This is a genomic window from Streptomyces sp. NPDC020875 (assembly GCF_040641415.1).
Lineage (GTDB): Bacteria > Actinomycetota > Actinomycetes > Streptomycetales > Streptomycetaceae > Streptomyces.
In genome coordinates this window covers 12,271-28,614 of the sequence record NZ_JBFADP010000065.1, presented here as the reverse complement: position 1 = coordinate 28,614, position 16,344 = coordinate 12,271, and the positions used below count along the sequence as shown (strand labels likewise).

At 70.8% G+C, this 16,344-nt stretch carries 14 protein-coding genes; 4 read left to right on the top strand and 10 right to left on the bottom strand.

Features of this window, described 5'->3' with window-relative positions:
- Positions 1-202: 202 nt before the first annotated feature.
- Both AB0G74_RS29455 and AB0G74_RS29450 read left to right on the top strand, forming a co-directional pair.
- Positions 203-1,237: an ATP-binding cassette domain-containing protein gene (locus tag AB0G74_RS29455; protein WP_361152277.1), complete on the top strand. Its 1,035-nt coding sequence runs from the start codon at positions 203-205 to the stop codon at positions 1,235-1,237.
- Positions 1,234-2,130, top strand: coding sequence for an ABC transporter permease (locus tag AB0G74_RS29450; RefSeq protein ID WP_361152274.1), 897 nt, complete (start codon positions 1,234-1,236; stop codon positions 2,128-2,130). Before AB0G74_RS29455 ends, AB0G74_RS29450 begins: the two co-directional genes overlap by 4 nt.
- Before the next feature lie 100 nt (positions 2,131-2,230).
- On the opposite strand, the gene serC is transcribed toward AB0G74_RS29450, so the two are convergent.
- Together serC and AB0G74_RS29440 are read right to left on the bottom strand one after the other, a co-directional pair.
- A complete protein-coding gene (serC, locus tag AB0G74_RS29445) occupies positions 2,231-3,349 on the bottom strand; it encodes a phosphoserine transaminase (protein WP_361152271.1) in 1,119 nt (372 codons plus the stop codon).
- Positions 3,350-3,460: 111 nt separating this feature from the next.
- Entirely contained in the window at positions 3,461-4,168 is a 708-nt protein-coding gene (locus AB0G74_RS29440) for an ATP/GTP-binding protein (protein WP_361152268.1), read from the bottom strand.
- A 243-nt stretch (positions 4,169-4,411) separates the two neighbouring features.
- Between AB0G74_RS29440 and AB0G74_RS29435 the strand changes: the two genes are divergently transcribed.
- Positions 4,412-7,474, top strand: coding sequence for an FAD-binding and (Fe-S)-binding domain-containing protein (locus AB0G74_RS29435; RefSeq protein WP_361152265.1), 3,063 nt, complete (start codon positions 4,412-4,414; stop codon positions 7,472-7,474).
- Positions 7,475-7,501: 27 nt separating this feature from the next.
- Here AB0G74_RS29435 and AB0G74_RS29430 read toward each other — a convergent pair whose 3' ends face one another.
- The 3 genes from AB0G74_RS29430 to AB0G74_RS29420 all read right to left on the bottom strand — a co-directional run bounded on the left by AB0G74_RS29430 (position 7,502) and on the right by AB0G74_RS29420 (position 9,414).
- Positions 7,502-7,951 (bottom strand): hypothetical protein, encoded by a 450-nt coding sequence (locus AB0G74_RS29430; RefSeq protein ID WP_361152262.1) that lies wholly within the window; start codon positions 7,949-7,951, stop codon positions 7,502-7,504.
- Between the two features lie 229 nt (positions 7,952-8,180).
- Positions 8,181-8,393, bottom strand: coding sequence for a cold-shock protein (locus AB0G74_RS29425; protein ID WP_358829150.1), 213 nt, complete (start codon positions 8,391-8,393; stop codon positions 8,181-8,183).
- Between the two features lie 157 nt (positions 8,394-8,550).
- Positions 8,551-9,414: a LysR substrate-binding domain-containing protein gene (locus AB0G74_RS29420; RefSeq protein WP_361152259.1), complete on the bottom strand. Its 864-nt coding sequence runs from the start codon at positions 9,412-9,414 to the stop codon at positions 8,551-8,553.
- Between the two features lie 170 nt (positions 9,415-9,584).
- Here AB0G74_RS29420 and AB0G74_RS29415 point away from each other — a divergent pair, with 170 nt between their 5' ends.
- Entirely contained in the window at positions 9,585-10,508 is a 924-nt protein-coding gene (locus AB0G74_RS29415; protein WP_361152326.1) for an EamA family transporter, read from the top strand.
- 233 nt (positions 10,509-10,741) lie between these two features.
- Here AB0G74_RS29415 and AB0G74_RS29410 read toward each other — a convergent pair whose 3' ends face one another.
- The 5 genes from AB0G74_RS29410 to AB0G74_RS29390 all read right to left on the bottom strand — a co-directional run bounded on the left by AB0G74_RS29410 (position 10,742) and on the right by AB0G74_RS29390 (position 16,260).
- Entirely contained in the window at positions 10,742-11,668 is a 927-nt protein-coding gene (locus tag AB0G74_RS29410) for a class I SAM-dependent methyltransferase (RefSeq protein WP_361152256.1), read from the bottom strand.
- A gap of 108 nt (positions 11,669-11,776) precedes the next feature.
- Positions 11,777-13,048, bottom strand: a complete 1,272-nt coding sequence (locus AB0G74_RS29405; protein ID WP_361152253.1) for an aminotransferase class I/II-fold pyridoxal phosphate-dependent enzyme — start codon at positions 13,046-13,048, stop codon at positions 11,777-11,779.
- Positions 13,049-13,054: 6 nt separating this feature from the next.
- The gene (locus AB0G74_RS29400) at positions 13,055-14,149 is read right to left on the bottom strand and encodes an acyl-CoA desaturase (protein WP_361152250.1); all 1,095 of its coding nucleotides are present in this window, start codon (positions 14,147-14,149) and stop codon (positions 13,055-13,057) included.
- A 24-nt stretch (positions 14,150-14,173) separates the two neighbouring features.
- Positions 14,174-15,193 carry an iron-sulfur cluster-binding domain-containing protein gene (locus AB0G74_RS29395; protein WP_361152247.1) on the bottom strand — a complete coding sequence of 340 codons (1,020 nt, stop codon included), beginning with the start codon at positions 15,191-15,193 and terminating at the stop codon, positions 14,174-14,176.
- 278 nt (positions 15,194-15,471) lie between these two features.
- On the bottom strand, positions 15,472-16,260 hold the full coding sequence (locus tag AB0G74_RS29390; RefSeq protein ID WP_361152244.1) for an SDR family NAD(P)-dependent oxidoreductase: 789 nt from the start codon (positions 16,258-16,260) through the stop codon (positions 15,472-15,474).
- Positions 16,261-16,344: the final 84 nt, after the last annotated feature.

Genomic DNA, 16,344 nt, shown 5'->3' with positions numbered 1-16,344 from the left:
CTGCCGGACCGTCCCGATCCGTCCGGAACGGGGCGACGGGGGGCATCCGGAACCCCTCGGAAATAAAACTGGGTACGCTGTACCTTGATACGGGTACACTGTACGCGGTTGTGAGGGGCGGGGTCGTGAGGCCCGCTCCGGCAGGGCGGGGCCCGGCCCCGTGACGGTCGCGACCGCGCCGACGGAGGAGAAGTGAGAGAGCGTGAGCGGTGAGCGGGAGAGGTCCGGCGAGTACGCGGTCCGGGCCGAGTCCATCCATAAGAAGTACGGCGAGAAGCGGGCGCTCGACGGGCTGGATCTACGGGTCCGCCGGGGCACGGTCCACGGGGTGCTCGGCCCCAACGGCGCCGGGAAGACCACGGCGGTCCGGGTCCTGGCGACCCTGCTGAAGTTCGACTCGGGGCGGGCCGAGGTCGCCGGGATCGACGTGGTCCGCGATCCGCGCGGGGTGCGCCGCCGGATCGGGCTGACCGGCCAGTACGCGGCCGTGGACGAGATCATGACCGGCCGCCAGAATCTGGAGATGTTCGGCCGGCTCTTCCATCTCGGCGGCCGGCGGGCGGCCCTGCGGGCGACCGAGCTGCTGGAGCAGTTCGATCTCGCGGACGCGGCCGACAAGGGCGCGGGGGAGTACAGCGGCGGCATGCGCCGCAGGCTCGACCTGGCGGCGTCGATGATCCTGCGGCCCGAGGTCCTCTTCCTCGACGAGCCCACCACCGGACTCGACCCGCGCAGCCGGGGCGAGGTGTGGGAGGCGGTCCGCGCCCTGGTCGCCCAGGGCACCACGGTTCTGCTGACCACTCAGTATCTGGAGGAGGCCGACAAGCTGGCGGCCCGGATCACGGTCATCGACGGCGGCAAGGCGATCGCCGACGACACCCCCGACGGGCTGAAGAACACCGTCGGCGGCGACCGGATCGAGGTCGTCGTCGCCGACCGGGCCGATCTGCACGCCGCCGTCCAGGCCGTGGCCCGGGTCTCCTCCGGCGCCCCGGAGGCGGCCGACGACGAACTGCGGGTCCACGGGGCCGTCAGCGACCGGGTGGCGGCCCTCACCGAGGTCGCCCGCACCCTTCAGGACCAGGGCGTCACCGTCGAGGACATCGGACTGCGCAGGCCCAGTCTCGACGATGTGTTCCTCCGGCTGACCGGCCACCGCACCGACACCGCGACCGGCACCGACGGCGCTCACCAGGATGATCAGCACGACGACCGGAAGGCAGAGGTGGCGGCATGAGCGGCACCGCAGTGAAGACCGCGGGCGCCGCGTCCGGCGCCGCGCCGACCGCCCCCGCCCCGGCGGGCGGCGGAGTCGATCTGACCGTGCACGGCGACGGCCGGGAGCGGGTCGTCTACTGGGCCGTCGTGGACTGCTGGAACCTGGTCCGCCGGGGTCTCGTCCACTACCAGCGCCAGCCGGTGAACATCGTCTGGCAGCTCGGCTTCCCGATCCTCTCCGTACTGCTCTACGCCTATGTCTTCGGCGGGGCGATGAAGTCCCCCGGCGGCGACTACCGCGACTATCTGATGCCGGGCATGTTCGTGATGACGATGGCCTTCGGCTTCATGAACACCGCGATGAACGTGGTCGCCGACGCCCAGCACGGGGTGATCGACCGGTTCCGCTCGATGCCGATGGCGCCGTCGGCGGTGGTCTCCGGGCGGGGTGTCACGGACATCATCGTCGCGCTGGCCGAACTGCTGATCCTGGCCCTGACGGCACTGGCCATCGGCTGGCGTTCGGACGGCGGCTTCCTCGCCTCGGCGGGCGCCTTCGGCCTGCTGGTGCTGCTGCGGTTCGCCCTGATCTGGGTCGGCGTCTGGCTGGGGCTGATCGTCCCCAACCAGGAGGCGGCGGGCGGACTCTTCGCGGTGGCGTTCCCGCTGACGATGGTCTCCAGCATCTTCGTCCCCACCTCGTCGATGCCGGGCTGGCTGGGCACCGTAGCGGCCTGGAACCCGATCTCCTCCACGGCCGGGGCGACCCGGGAACTCTTCGGCAACCCGGTCGCGAGCGACGGGAGCTGGATCCAGGAGAACGCGCTGCTGATGGCGGTGGTCTGGCCGATCGTCCTGACGGCGGTCTTCCTGCCGCTGGCGGTCCGCCGCTTCCAGCGCCTCAGCAGGTGACGTACGGACTCGTACGACGGGGCGGCCGGAGTACGGCGAAGGGCCCGGAGGGAGAGATCTCCCGCCGGGCCCGCGCCGTTCCGAGCCGTCCCCCGAAGGGTCAGAGCTGCTCGATCACATAGTCCACACAGGCCGTCAGCGCCTGGACGTCCGCCGGGTCGATCGCCGGGAACATCGCCACCCGCAGCTGGTTGCGCCCCAGCTTCCGGTACGGCTCGGTGTCCACGATCCCGTTGGCCCGCAGCGCCTTGGCGACCGCGGCGGCGTCGATCTCGTCCGCGAAGTCGATGGTGCCGATCACCTGGGAGCGCTGCGCCGGGTCCGCCACGAACGGCTCGGCGTACTTGGACGCCTCCGCCCAGCCGTACAGCGCCCGCGCCGAAGCGGCGGTCCTGCCGGTCGCGAAGTCCAGCCCGCCCTGCCCGTTGAGCCACTTCAGCTGCTCGTTGAGGAGGAAGAGGGTGGAGAGGGCGGGGGTGTTGTACGTCTGGTTCTTCACCGAGTTGTCGATCGCGGTCGGCAGGCTGAAGAACTCCGGGACGTGCCGCCCCGAGGCGTGCACCCGGGCCGCGCGCTCCAGCGCCGCCGGGGAGAAGACCGCGATCCACAGGCCGCCGTCGGCGGCGAAGGACTTCTGCGGGGCGAAGTAGTAGACGTCGGACTCGGTGATGTCGACCGGGAGGCCGCCCGCGCCGGAGGTGGCGTCCACCAGGACCAGCGCGCCCTCGTCGGCGCCCGCGACCCGGCGGATCGGGGCGGCGACACCGGTGGAGGTCTCGTTGTGCGTCAGGGCGTAGACATCGGCACCGGCCTCGGCGACCGGCTCCGGGTGGGTGCCCGGGTCGGAGGCGACGATCGTCGGCTCCGCCAGCCACGGCGCGAGCTTGGCCGCCTTGGCGAACTTGGAGGAGAACTCGCCGAACGACAGGTGCTGGGACTTGTTCTCGATCAGTCCGTGGGTCGCGATGTCCCAGAAGGCGGTGGAGCCGCCGTTGCCCAGGATCACCTCATAGCCCTCGGGGAGCGAGAAGAGGTCGCTTACGCCCTGACGTACCTCGCCGACCAGGTTTTTCACCGGGGCCTGGCGGTGGGAGGTACCGAGCAGCGACGTGCCGGTGGCGGCGAGGGCGGTGACCGCCTCCGTACGCACCTTGGACGGGCCCGCGCCGAAACGGCCGTCGGCGGGCTTGATGTCAGCGGGAATCTGGATCTCAGCCACGTATCGGAGCGTATCGGGTGTCGCGGGGACGCCGTGCTCCGGTCCGGCGCTTGAGACGGCCGTCCCGGGTTCCGGGCGCCGCCGGTCGCGGGCCGCCGGGGCGGGCCCGGCTCAGCCCTGCCGGTGCAGGGAGAGGTCGTAGAGGTGCTCCACCAGGGCGATCAGCACGAACTTGCTGGACGAGTGGTCCCGGGCGTCGAACTCCACCATCGGCACGTCGGCGTCCAGCGCCAGCGCGTGCCGGATCTGGGCGTCGGTGTAGAACGGGCCGCCGAAGTCGTTGACGGCCACGATGTACGGCACCCCGTGGTGCTCCAGCCGGTCCAGCGCGTACCAGGCTTCCGGCAGCCGCCGGGTGTCGACCAGGACGACCGCGCCGATGGTCCCGGAGAGCATCCGCTCCCACAGGAACCAGAACCGTTCCTGGCCCGGGGCGCCGAAGAGATAGAGCACCGCGCGTTCGTCGATGGTGATCCGGCCGAAGTCGAAGGCGACGGTCGTGGCGCTCTTGCGGGACGAGATCCGGCTGGGGTCGTCGAGGGTGAGCCCGGCTGGGCTCATGGTCTCCTCCGTGTGCAGCGGGCGGATCTCGCTCACGGAACGCACCATCGTCGTCTTGCCCACGCCGAAGCCGCCCACGACGACGATCTTCAGCGCGTTCTCGGCGGCCCGCAGGGTGTCCGCCGTGGTCTTCTCCCCGGCCTCGGCGGCGGAGTCCGTGGCGGCGTCGGCGTCGGCCTCGGCCGCTGCCGTCTCCGAAGCCGCTTCCGTGGCGGTCTCCGGCGACTGGGGCCGGACCGTCCGCGTGGCGCGCGTCATCGGCGGTGTTCGGTGCCGGTCATCGAGTGTGCCTTCCGAGGGGTGGCGGGGGCAGAACTGGAGCCGTGGGTTCCTGATCAAGTGGTGGTCACTATAGGAGAGTTGGCGATCACTTTGGGCTCTCCGTCAAGGGTTTGCCAAGAGTCCAAGGGCCCTAATGGCCGTGGTACCGGCGTTTCCGCCGGGTTTTCGGCCGGTGTGACATGTGCGACGTACCCCTGTGACGGGGGCATGCTGAGACACATGGCTGACGATCGACGTACGGCGGGGGACGGCGAGGAGCGTACGGGGAACGAGGGGCGCACGGACGCGGACCGGGGTGCGCGGCGCCCCGTACGAGCGGGGGAGCGCGCGGACCGGCGCCGCCGGGCGCGGGCGGAAAGAGGCGGCGGGTCCGGGTCCGGTCGCGGCGGTCGCGGCGAGGGCCGTGGCGCTCCTCCCGGCGACCCCGGCGACCCCGGCGGCGATCAGGACGGTACGGAGCTGTACGCGGCCCTCCGCGCCGCCCTCCCGCCCGACGCCGTCGACTTCTCCGCCACCGCCCGCGCCCTCACCACCATGGACGCCTCCAACTACCGCCGGGTCCCCCTCGGGACCGTCACCCCCCGGCACGCCGACGACGTCGCTGCGGCCCTGGAGATCTGCCGCGCTCATGGCGTGCCCGTCGTCCCCCGGGGCGCCGGTACGTCCGTCGCCGGTCAGGCCACCGGAACCGGTGTCGTCCTCGACTTCACCCGCCGGATGAACCAGGTCCGCGAGCTGGACCCGGTGACCCGTACCGCCGTCGTCCAGCCCGGCACCGTACTCGACACCCTCCGCGCCGCCGCCCGCCCCCACGGCCTCACCTTCGGCCCCGACCCGTCCACCCACGCCCGCTGCACCCTCGGCGGAATGATCGGCAACAACGCCTGCGGGGCGCACTCGGTGGCCTGGGGCACCACCGCCGACAACGTCCGCGCCCTCTCCGTCCTCCGCTACGACGGCACCCCCCTCCGGCTCGACAAAGGCTGGCCGCCCGACACCCCCGGATCGCCGCTCGCCGCCGTCCGCGCCCTCGTCGACGCCCATCTCGCCCCGCTCAGAACCGGCTACCCCCGGGATCTGCCGCGCCGGATCTCCGGCTACGCCCTCGACGCGCTGCTCCCCGAGAACGGCGCCGATCTCGCCCGCGCCTTCTGCGGCTCCGAAGGCACCCTCGGCGTGATCACGGAAGCCGAGGTACGGCTGGTCGCGCCGCCCCCGGCCCGTGCCCTGGCCGTACTCGGCTACCCCGACGAGTCGGCCGCCGCCGACGCCGCGCCCGGCCTGCTGCCCCACCGGCCGCTCACCGTCGAGGGCATGGCCGACGACCTCGTACCCCCGGACACCCGTGGCGGGCTGCCGCGCGGCCGGGCCTGGCTCTTCGCCGAGACCGGCGGTACCGGCCCCGCCGAGGCCCGCGCCCGCGCCGACGCCCTGGTCCGGGCGGCCGGGGCCGCCGACGCGCTGGTCGTCACCGACCCGGCCGCCATGCGGGCCCTGTGGCGGATCCGGGAGGACGCCGCCGGGACCGCGACCCGGATCCCCGGTGGCGGCGAGGCATGGCCGGGCTGGGAGGACTGCGCCGTACCGCCCGCCCGGCTCGGCGGCTATCTCCGCGACTTCCGGGCCCTGCTGACCTCGTACGGGCTGCGAGGCGCGCCCTTCGGCCACTTCGGCGAGGGCTGCGTCCACATCCGGATCGACTTCGATCTGATCACCGAACCGGGGGTACGGGCGTTCCGCCGGTTCTCCGGCGACCTGGCGGACCTGGTGGTCGCGTACGGCGGATCGCTCTCCGGCGAGCACGGCGACGGCCGGGCCAGGGCCGAACTGCTGCCCAGGATGTACGGCCCCGAACTCGTCGCCCTCTTCGCCCGGTTCAAGGACCTGTGGGACCCGGACGGCGGCCTCAACCCGGGCATCCTCGTCCGGCCCGCGCCCCTCGACACGGACCTCCGGTTCGCCGTACTGCCCCGGGAGCCGGTCGACGTCGCCTTCGGCTACCCCGCCGACGGCGGCGACTTCCGGGCCGCCGTCCGGCGCTGCGTCGGCGTCGCCAAATGCCGCGACACCGAACCCGGCCAGGGCGTCATGTGTCCCTCCTACCGGGCCACCGGCGACGAGACCCACTCCACCCGGGGCCGGGCCCGGCTGCTCCACGAAATGCTCGCGGGCGAAGTGATCCGCGACGGCTGGCGGTCCCGGGAAGTCGCCGACGCGCTCGACCTGTGCCTCTCCTGCAAGGGCTGCCGTAGCGACTGCCCGGTCGGCGTCGACATGGCCACGTACAAGGCGGAATTCCTCCACCACCACTACGCCGGACGGCTCCGGCCCCGCTCCCACTACACGCTCGGCCGCCTCCCCGGCTGGCTGCGGGCCGCCGCCCCGGCCGCGCCCCTGCTCAACGCGCTGGCCCGAATCCGCCCCCTGGCGGCCCTCGCCCGGCACACCGCCGGAATCACCCCGGAACGCCCCCTTCCGGCGCTGGCGACGGAGACCTTCACCCAATGGGCGCGCGGCCGGGAGTCCGGCTTCGGCGGCGGCCCCGGCGACCGGCCGGCGCTGCTGTGGCCGGACACCTTCACCGAACACCTGGCCCCGGAGGTGGGCCGCGCGGCGGTACGCGTCCTGGAGGCCGCCGGATTCGGGCTCTCACTGCCCCCGGGCCGGGTGTGCTGCGGGCTCACGTACCTCAGTACGGGCCAGCTCACCCGCGCCCGTAGCGTCCTGCGCCGAACCCTCGACGTCCTGGACCCACTGCCCGCCGGAACCCCCGTCGTCGTCCTGGAACCGAGCTGCGCGGCGGCCCTCCGTACCGACCTCCCGGAACTCCTCCCCGACGACCCGCGCGCCGCCCGCCTCGCGGCCTCGGTCCGCACCTTCGCGGGCACGCTGGAGGAGTACGCCCCCGACTGGCAGCCGCCCCGCCTCGACCGCCCGGTCACCGGCCAGACCCACTGCCACCACCACGCGGTCCTCGACCCCGCCCCCGACGCCCGCCTCCGCGCCCGCGCCGGACTCACCGGCACCCTCTCCGGCGGCTGCTGCGGCCTGGCGGGCAACTTTGGCTTCGAGAAGGGCCACTACGACATCTCGGTGACCTGCGCGGAGGACCAACTCCTCCCATCGGTCCGCGCGACCCCACCGGACACCCTGCTCCTCGCCGACGGCTACTCCTGCCGCACCCAACTCACCCACCTCACAACCCGCCGCCCCCGCCACCTGGCGGAGATCCTGGCGGAGGGCTTGGACACGGCGGCGGACGGCCCGGCGGGCCGCCCCTGACAGGGGCGGCCCGCCGGGGGTGAGTGTTCAGCGCACCGGCTGGGGCTTGTAGACGGTCTCGCTGCCTATCTGAGGCCCGGTGGAATCGTCCGCGTTGACGCGGTGGAGGGTCACGACGACATGGTTGGCGCCGCCCGGATAATCGGCGGGAAGGGTGAAGCCGAAGTTCTTGCCGGAGTCAGGTCCTCGACCGCAGGCCGTCCGTGCGTCGTTGATGTAGTAGTCGCCGGTCTGGGGGACATGCAGATGGACCCGGACACATCCGGTCGTGTTCGACTTCACATAGCCGCCGGTGAACTGTACGGAACGGTTGTGGAAGACGGCGGTCCCGGTGGTGTAGCCCCCGGTGGCCTGGATATTCCAGTTGTCCGAAGGGGCCCGCTCGCCTGCCGGGGTGGCCGAAGCCGTCCCGGCGAGTCCGAGCGAGAGGGTGACGGCGGCGACGGAACCGGCGAGTGCCTTGGTCAGTGTCTTCATTGCCTTGGTGCCTTTCGACTTGGGAAACGAATCCTTGGCTGCGCTGGTCCTCGAAACTTGTTCGCGATCTTTCAAGCGGAAGCCTAGAAGCCGGGAAAGGCCCGTGGTTGCCTCTGCGTGCGGAGTTGATCGGCCTTCCGCGCGAATGCGGACCACGTCCGCGACAAAAAGGGAACGGGGCCGGGCGCGAGGTTTTCGCGGCCGGCCCCGAGGGGTGCGGGAGGCGGGGCTACACCTCCTTGCGGACCTTGTCCGCCTGCATTCCCTTCTGGCCCTGGACGGCTTCGAAGGAGACCCGGTCGGACTCCGCCAGGGACTTGAAACCGTTCCCCTCGATCGCCCGGAAGTGGACGAACAGGTCCGGCCCGGACTCGGGGGTGATGAACCCGTAGCCCTTCTCGTCGTTGAACCACTTCACGGTGCCGTTCTGGCGCTCGGACATCGTCATTCCCCCAGTTCAGGAGCTGTCGGTCGGGTTTTCGGCATTTTGCCGGAAACGATCATGGCATGGGTGTGCCGGGACGTCGGGGGAACGGCACGGAACCACCCGTGGAGAGTACGGACGGGCCACCGGTGTGACGCCGTCACCCGGATCGCCGCTACGCGCCGCCGCCGCCCGTCACCTCAACCGCCAGCGCCACCAGCGCCGGGACCGCCGGATGGGACGGCGGGTCGTGGTGGGTGAGATGGACCGGGACCGGGGGCAGTCCGGGCAGCGGGCGGTAGACCACGTCCGGATGCGGATGGATCTCCGCCGTGGACGCCGTCGACACCCCCGCGCCCCGGCCCGCCGCGATCGCCGCCAGCCAGTCGTCGGTATTGGTGACCGTGATCGTCGTGGCGGGCCGGGCGTCGGCGGGCCACAGATCGGGGGCCGTCGTACCGGAGACCGTGTTCACCAGCAGGGGCGCCGTCACCAGATCCGCCGGGGTGATCCGGGGCAGCGCCGCCAGCGGGCCGTCCGCCGTCACCGCCGCGACCCGGGGGTCCGAGAACAGCCGGGTCACCACCAGACCCGGTTCGGCGACCGGGCCCCGGACCACCGCCACGTCCACCGCGCCCCGCAGCAGCCCCGCCGTACGGTCGTCGATCCGCAGCAGCTCCAGCGGAGTGTCGGGCTGCTCCCGTTCCCAGCGCCGCAGCAGCCGGGTGGTGTACGGGCCCAGCGCCGACCAGGCGTGGCCGAGCCGCAGCGGCCGGACCGGCCGCCGGGCCGTGTCGACCGCGTCGTCGAACGCGGACACCGCCGACGCCGCCCGCTCCCGGAAGGCCCGGCCCTCCGGGGTGAGCGTCGCGTGGTGCGTCGAACGGTCCACCAGCCGGACGCCGAGCTGCCGCTCCAGCGTGGCCAGGGACCGGGAGACGGCGGGCTGGGTGATCCCCAGCCGGGCCGCCGCCCTGGTCAGGCTCGACTCCTCCGCGATCGCCAGGAAGCAGCGGAGATGACGTAGCTCGATGCTCATGCGTCCGGAGCATAATCGCAGCGCATTATGCATTTCACCGGATGAGCGTCGGCCACTAGCGTGGAAATGTGGACAGGGTCGCGAACGAGGGAGCAGGGGCGGACACCGCCGCCGTTACGACGACGACGGCGACGGCCGCGCCGACGGCCGCCGGGCCGCCCGCCCGCAATCTGGGGCCCGTCGGGCTCGTCGTCGGCGGCGCGCTCTCCGTCCAGTTCGGGGCGGCCGTGGCCGTGATGCTGATGGACGAGGTCGGCCCCACCGGCGTCGTCACCCTGCGACTGGTACTCGCCGCCCTGGTGATGCTGGCCGTCTGCCGCCCCCGGCTGCGCGGCTACTCCCGGGCCGACTGGGGCACCGTGGTCGCCTTCGGACTCGCCATGGGCGGCATGAACATCCTCTTCTACCAGGCCGTCGACCGGATCCCGCTGGGCCCCGCCGTCACCCTGGAAGTCCTCGGACCCCTCGCCCTCTCCGTCTTCGTCTCCCGGCGGCTGGTCAGCCTGCTCTGGGCCGCCGTCGCCCTGGTCGGGGTGTTCCTGCTGAGCGGCATGGTCACCGGCGGCGGCCACGGCGGCGGCATGTCCGGCGGGCTCGACCCCGTCGGCGCCGCGTACGCCCTCGGTGCCGGGGCGATGTGGGCCGCGTACATCGTCTTCAGCGCCCGCACCGGCCGCCGCTTCCCGCAGGCCGACGGGCTCGCCCTGGCCTTCGGCGTCGCCGCCCTGCTCAGCCTGCCGCTGGGCATCGCCGGATCCGGGGAACGAATCGCCGACCCCACGATCATCGGCCTCGGCCTGGCCGTGGCGCTGATGTCGTCCGTACTGCCGTACACCCTCGAACTCCTGGCCCTGCGCCGCCTCCCGGCCTCCACCTTCGCCGTGATGATGACCCTGGAACCGGCGATCGCGTCCCTCGCCGGATTCCTCGTCCTCAGCCAGGCGCTCTCCCTCACCGACGCGGTGGCCATCGCGCTGGTGATCGCCGCGAGTGTGGGGGTGGTCCGCACCCAGACGACGGCGCTGGAGCCTTCGACGCCGCCTCCGCCGAAGCGGCGCCGCCGCTGGGGGTCGCGCAGTTCCCCACGCCCCTGACGACCCGGGCCGCGCCGGGGGCTGGATGTAGTTCGCGGTCTGCGGCCCGCCGGTGGCTTGTCGCGCAGTTCCCCGCGCCCCTGGTTGCTCCTCCTCTCGGCCTTGGAAAGGCCCGGCACCTCATTCGGAGCGGCGCTCGGAAGAGCATTTAGGGGCGCGGGGAACTGCGCGAACGGCCACGGGCGGCGCGCGGTCGGAATGTCTCCGGAGGAGGCACTGAGGCTTTTACATCATCACTGGATCGGTTTGTCGAGAATGATCGCGGCATAACCCGTCTCACGACGCACGGCCGCATAGGCGTCGGCGACGGCCGCGAACCGCTCCCATTGCGTCGCCGTGACCGAGCGCAGGGACGGCCTGAACCGGGCCAGCGCCGCACGAGCCACAGGGCTCCGGGCGCAACCGGCCAAGACGGCCAACCCGCGCAGTGACCGATCCAGCACGGGCCCGGTCCAGTCAAGGGCCGCTCGCGGCACGAATCCGATCTCCAGGGCAAGCCGCCGGTACCGGTGCACAGGTTCGAACTCCTCGAACTTCCAGGTGTCCCTCACGAGACGCGCCGGGTCCACCGCATCGATCTCTCCCGGCGTCTCGGTGCGCCACACGAAGTCGACGAGAACCAGTCGTCCACCAGGAACGAGTACGCGGTACGCCTCCTGGAGAAACGCGCGGCGCCCCCGCGGCCCGAACTGGAAGGCAGCCTCCAGGCAGTGCACCTTGTCGAACGAGGCGTCGCGGGCGCGGAGGAAGTCCTCCTGTCCCCGCGGATTCGTGACATCCCCCGCGAGAAAACGGACGTTGGCATTGGACGCGTACTGCTCACGAGCCCGCTGAATGTGCTGCGGCAGCAGATCCACTCCCGTCACGACGCACCCTCGGCGGCCCATCAGGTCACTGGTGAAACCCATGCCACAGGCGGCGTCCAGGACGCGGTCACCGGGTTGGAGCCGCAGCAGCCGGGTGGAGCGGAGTGCCAGCCGTCGCTGCTGGAGGCCGGGCCGCCCCAGGAGCAGCATCGGCATGGTGGGAATGGTGCAGTAGCCGATGCACAGAATGTCGCTTCCCCAGCCGAAGGCGCTCAGGACTCGCAGGGCCGGATTGCACGATTCGTACGCGTTGGCGACGACGGGGGAATCCGTGCCGGAATCCTCACCCCGCATGTCGATGGCTTCGCCTTGCTCGCTTTGTTCGCTGATGGCTTCTCACCTTTATGAATGCGTCCTGACTCGACGCGGCTCAGGGGAATGGCGCGGGATGCCGGGGCACCGCTACGCCTTCAGTGGTTCACCCGATGTGATCACCGTGCGGTCGTGACCGCCGCTTCCGTCGGGGCGCTGCGCGATCCTCACGGACCTCGCCGAAGCCTTGGCGGGCGGGGCGACCTGTTCCAGGGCCCGGAACAACAGCTCACACTGCTTCGAAGTGTGGGTGGCTGTGACACCGATCCGCAGACGGGACCGATTCCTGGGTACCGCCGGGGGAATGAAGGGAGCGAGGAAGACGCCGTGATCCCTCAGCCGGCGGGCGAGGGAGAGTGTCTCCGCCTCGGCGCCGACAAGGAGAGGAACGACGTGGCTGCGAGTGTCGAGCAGGTCGAAACCCAGGGATCTGAGTGTCCTCGTAATGTGCCGCACGTTCTCGTTCAGGCGTGCGCGCAGCCCTTCGCCCTCGGTCTCGATCAGTTCCAGAGAGGCGAGCGTCGCACCCACCACCGCGGGCGGTGCTCCCCGCGAGTTGCTGTAGAACGGTGCCAGTCCGCGCAGAGCATCGTGAACACCCGCGTCCGACACCACGAAGCCGCCGACGCTGCCGACGGCCTTGCTCATCGTTCCCACCACCACATCCACGCGGTCGAGCACACCGAAGTGATCGGCGACGCCCAGTCCCCGAGGACCCACTACGCCGAAGGAATGAGCCTCATCGACGACGACCAGTGCGTCGTGTTCGTCCGCCAGTTCCACGATCCGGTCCAGCGGGGCGAAGTCCCCGTCGGCGGAGAAGAGCCCGTCGACGGCGATGATGCGACGACGACTGTTCCGGCAGGCGACGAGGAGCCTTTCGAGCCGCTCCATGTCGTTGTGCAGGAAGGTCCGCACCTCGGCGCCGGACAGGCGGCTTCCCATGAGGAGGGAGACGTGGTTCGAGCGATCGTTGATCACGGTATCGCCCGGTCCGGCGAGTGCGGTGATGACGGCGATGTTGGCCGTCATTCCGGACGGGAAGAGCAACGCACGTTCCTTGCGGTGGATCCGTGCCAGGTGCCTTTCCACCGCGTCGTGCAGTACGGTGCGCCCGCACAGGGCCTGGGCACCGTATGTGTTGGTCCCGAAAGCGCCGATGGCGGCCACGGCGCGCTCTTTGACCCGTGGGTCCTGCGACAGCCCCAGGTAGTCGCAGGAGCCGAAGGTGACGACGTCGGTTCCGTCCATACGGACCTGCTGGCCCGAGGTCGCCTGGATCAGCGGGAAGAAGGGGGAGTTCCGGCCGCCCGCGAGCTTGATCAGTTCTTCGAGATCCGAGAACTCCAGATCAGCAGCCACGAAGTTCTACTTTCTCTGCAGGTTGCGGTTCGGGGGGAGGGAAAGGGCGAAGAGGTGCCGCAGAGCGGAAGCCAGTTGAGAGGGAAGGGACGCGGTCGCGTACGGGACGCCGTGCCGTTCGCACACCTCGCGCACCTGTGAAGCCACCTCCCGGTAGCGGGAGGCAGGGAGGCTCGGGAACAGGTGATGCTCGATGTGCTGGGTGTGGTGACCGGAGAGGATGTGGAACAGGCGCCCGCCGGAGATATTGGCAGTACCGCTCACCTGTCGCGCGTACCACTGGCCTCGTGTCTCGTTCTCGAGGACTTCCTCGTCGTACACCGTCAGCCCTTCGGGGTAGTGGCTGATGAGGGCGACGACGAAGATCCAGACGTTGCGCAGGAGGAGCGCGGTGGTGTTCGCGAGCAACGTTCGCCGGGCTCGGCGACCCGAGAGAAGCGGGAACAGCACCAAGTCCTTGGCCGCCTGGCGGGCAGCTTTGCGCACGGCCTCCCTGATCACGTCTTCCCGCGTGGCTCGAAGATCCTCCGGGGCGTTCCCCCGGCAGGATTCGGCCGCTGCCTGGAGGGCGAGGACCCACTCGGACAGCGGGGCCATGATGAGCAGAAGCAGCGGTCCCAGTACGTGATGCCGACGCCAGGGCTGCGGCGTCGAGACCCGGAGGGGGCCGGTGCTGAGGTTCTCGTCCCGGCCGTAGACGTTCGTGTAGGTGTGGTGCACGAAGTTGTGCTGATAGCGCCACAGACGAGCCGACACGGCGACGTCCCACTCGAAGGAGCGCGAGTTGAGGTGCGGGTCCTTGGCCCAGTCGTACTGCCCGTGCAGCACGTTGTGCCCGATCTCGAGATTGTCCAGCGTCTTGGCGGCGGCCAGGGCGACGGCCCCTGTCGCTCCGGTGAGCCGGGACCGCCCGAACTGCAGGAGGCAGCGACCGAGGATCTCCAACGCGCGCTGTGCGCGCACCAGGGATCTCAGGTAGCGGATGTCCGGATCACCCAGGGCCTCCGACGCGCGGCGAAGGATGTCGTCGAGTTCCGCGGCGAAGGCTTCGAGGTCTGCTTCGGCGAGGGGCGTACGGGTCACCGGGGAGGACTGGCTCATCACGACTCCGGATGGGGATCGGCTTCACAGGTCGAGCACGACGTCGTCGTCGGGCACGCTCACGCACAGCCGGATGTCGGATCGCGGTTCACTCACCGTGAGTCCGGTCGTCAGGTCCCGGACCGTCCCGCTGATCAAGGTGTGCACGCATCGGCGGCACACTCCCCGCCGGCAGCCGTGCGCGGGGCTCAGTCCCGCTTCCTCCGCCTGACGCAGCAGGCAGTCCCCACTGTCCCTGACGCGGAACCCACTGCGGGCGAATTCGACGACCGTGTGGTCGCGGGGCCGCCGGCTCCTTCTCGGCCCCACAGACACGAAGTACTCGGAGCGGACCCGGCTGTGGGGGTGATGGACCCGGAAATACCGTGTCACCTCGCGAGTCAGCCCGGCAGGTCCGCAGACGAAGACCTCGCGACTCGCGTAGTCCCGCACCTCGTTCAGGTCGCGCTCGGCGAAGTGGGAGGCGGAAGCCGTTTCCGACTCGCGGGTGTGGACGGTCATCAGTTGCAGGGAGTCGTGCCGACGAGCCAGTTCCCGCGTCTCCAGCCGGTACAGCTGTTCGGCCTGGTTGCGGCTGTAGTGCAGCAGTGCGACCGCCTCTTCCCGTCCCCGCGCGCGCAGCGTACGGATCATCGACATGACGGGGGTGATGCCGCTTCCGCCGCAGATGAACAGCAGGCCGTTCGGCGCGTACTCGGGCAGGACGAAGTCACCTTGTGCGGGGGAAAGCGTGAGCGTCGTACCGATACGCAGCCCCTCGCGAAGATGGGTGGTGACAGGCCCGCCCGTGCACGTGGCGGTGATCTCGAGCAGTCCGTCAGGCCGGTCGGGGCTGGAAGCCAGGGAGAACGGCCGCGTATGGCGCGCGCCCTCGATGGCCACCCCCAACTCGACGTGCTGTCCCGGCAGGTGCCCGCTCCAGGTCGAGTCGGGACGGAGGGTGAGCGTGACGGCGCGCGAGATGGGGTACTCGATGCCGACGACCCTGGCCCGGGTCTCGGTGAGACTCCGAGCGGGGCGGACCAGTTCCAGGTAGCTCGCCACGCTGTGGGGCGAGGTGAGCAGACCGACCGCCGGCCGGAGCACGTCGCCCAGACGTCCGACCGCCCGCGTCCCGGCGCGACCCCGCCCGGCGTGTGCGGAAGCGATCCGGAAGTCCCCCGCGGGCGCGGGCCCGGCAGTCGTCCGATCAACCATTTCGTATGCCCATGACTTCGCAGAGGTTGGACCGTGCCATCCTCGCGGTCCCGCTCTCCGTCGACCCTCATTGGCCCGAATGAAGGCGGGTCGACAGGCAACGCGCCGCTTGTCGGACGCGCCTGTCATTTCTCGGCAATACTGAGATCGGTGACCAGTCCGGGAATCCGAATCAGGCCCCCTGGTACGTGCGCCAGCAGGAAGTTGAGAACCTTGTAACGAACCCCGGGGATATACACGATGGGTGGGCGGCGTCGATGGATCGCCCGGACAGCGGTATCCGCCACGAAGCGGGTAGGCAGAGTGAGCATCCTCGGCGACGGCGGGAGCCCCGCCTTTTCATGGAATTCCGAGACCGCGTGGCCCAGTACCAGGCAGGTCAGGCGCACATTCGATGCGCGGATTTCACGGGAGAGGGCGAGCGACTGCGTCAGCCCGAGGAGGTAGGCCTTGCTGGGACCGTACGTCGAGGCCGCCCAGACCGGCCCGGTTCCGGCCACTGACCCGATGTTGAGGATGCGGCCGAATCCCCGCTCCCGCATCCCCGGCAGCGCGGCATGGATCAGGCGGGTCGGGGCCGTGACATTGAGGGCGAGCATGGAGTTCTCGTTATTCCGGTCCCCATCCCAAGCGGTGCGGCTGAAAGGAGCGCCCAGCGCCGCCCCGGCGTTGTTGACGAGGATATCCGCGGTTGCCGCGGCTTCCGCCACGACAGCCAAGTCGTCCCGCGCCGCGAGGTCGGCCGGCAAGGCCGAGACCTTGACCCCGTAGCGATTCCCGAGTTCGCGGCCCACACGACTCAGGGCGTCGGCGTCCCTGGCGACGAGCACCACGTCGTGCCCGTAGGAGGCAAGCGTCTGAGCGAGGGCACGGCCGATTCCTCGGCTGGCGCCGGTTACCAGTGCCGTCGTCATGAGCCATGAATACAGCAAATGGGTCTTGCCGCAGGCGAGGCCGCCGAGTCGACACGGCATTATCCCGGCACGCGACAATTCTTC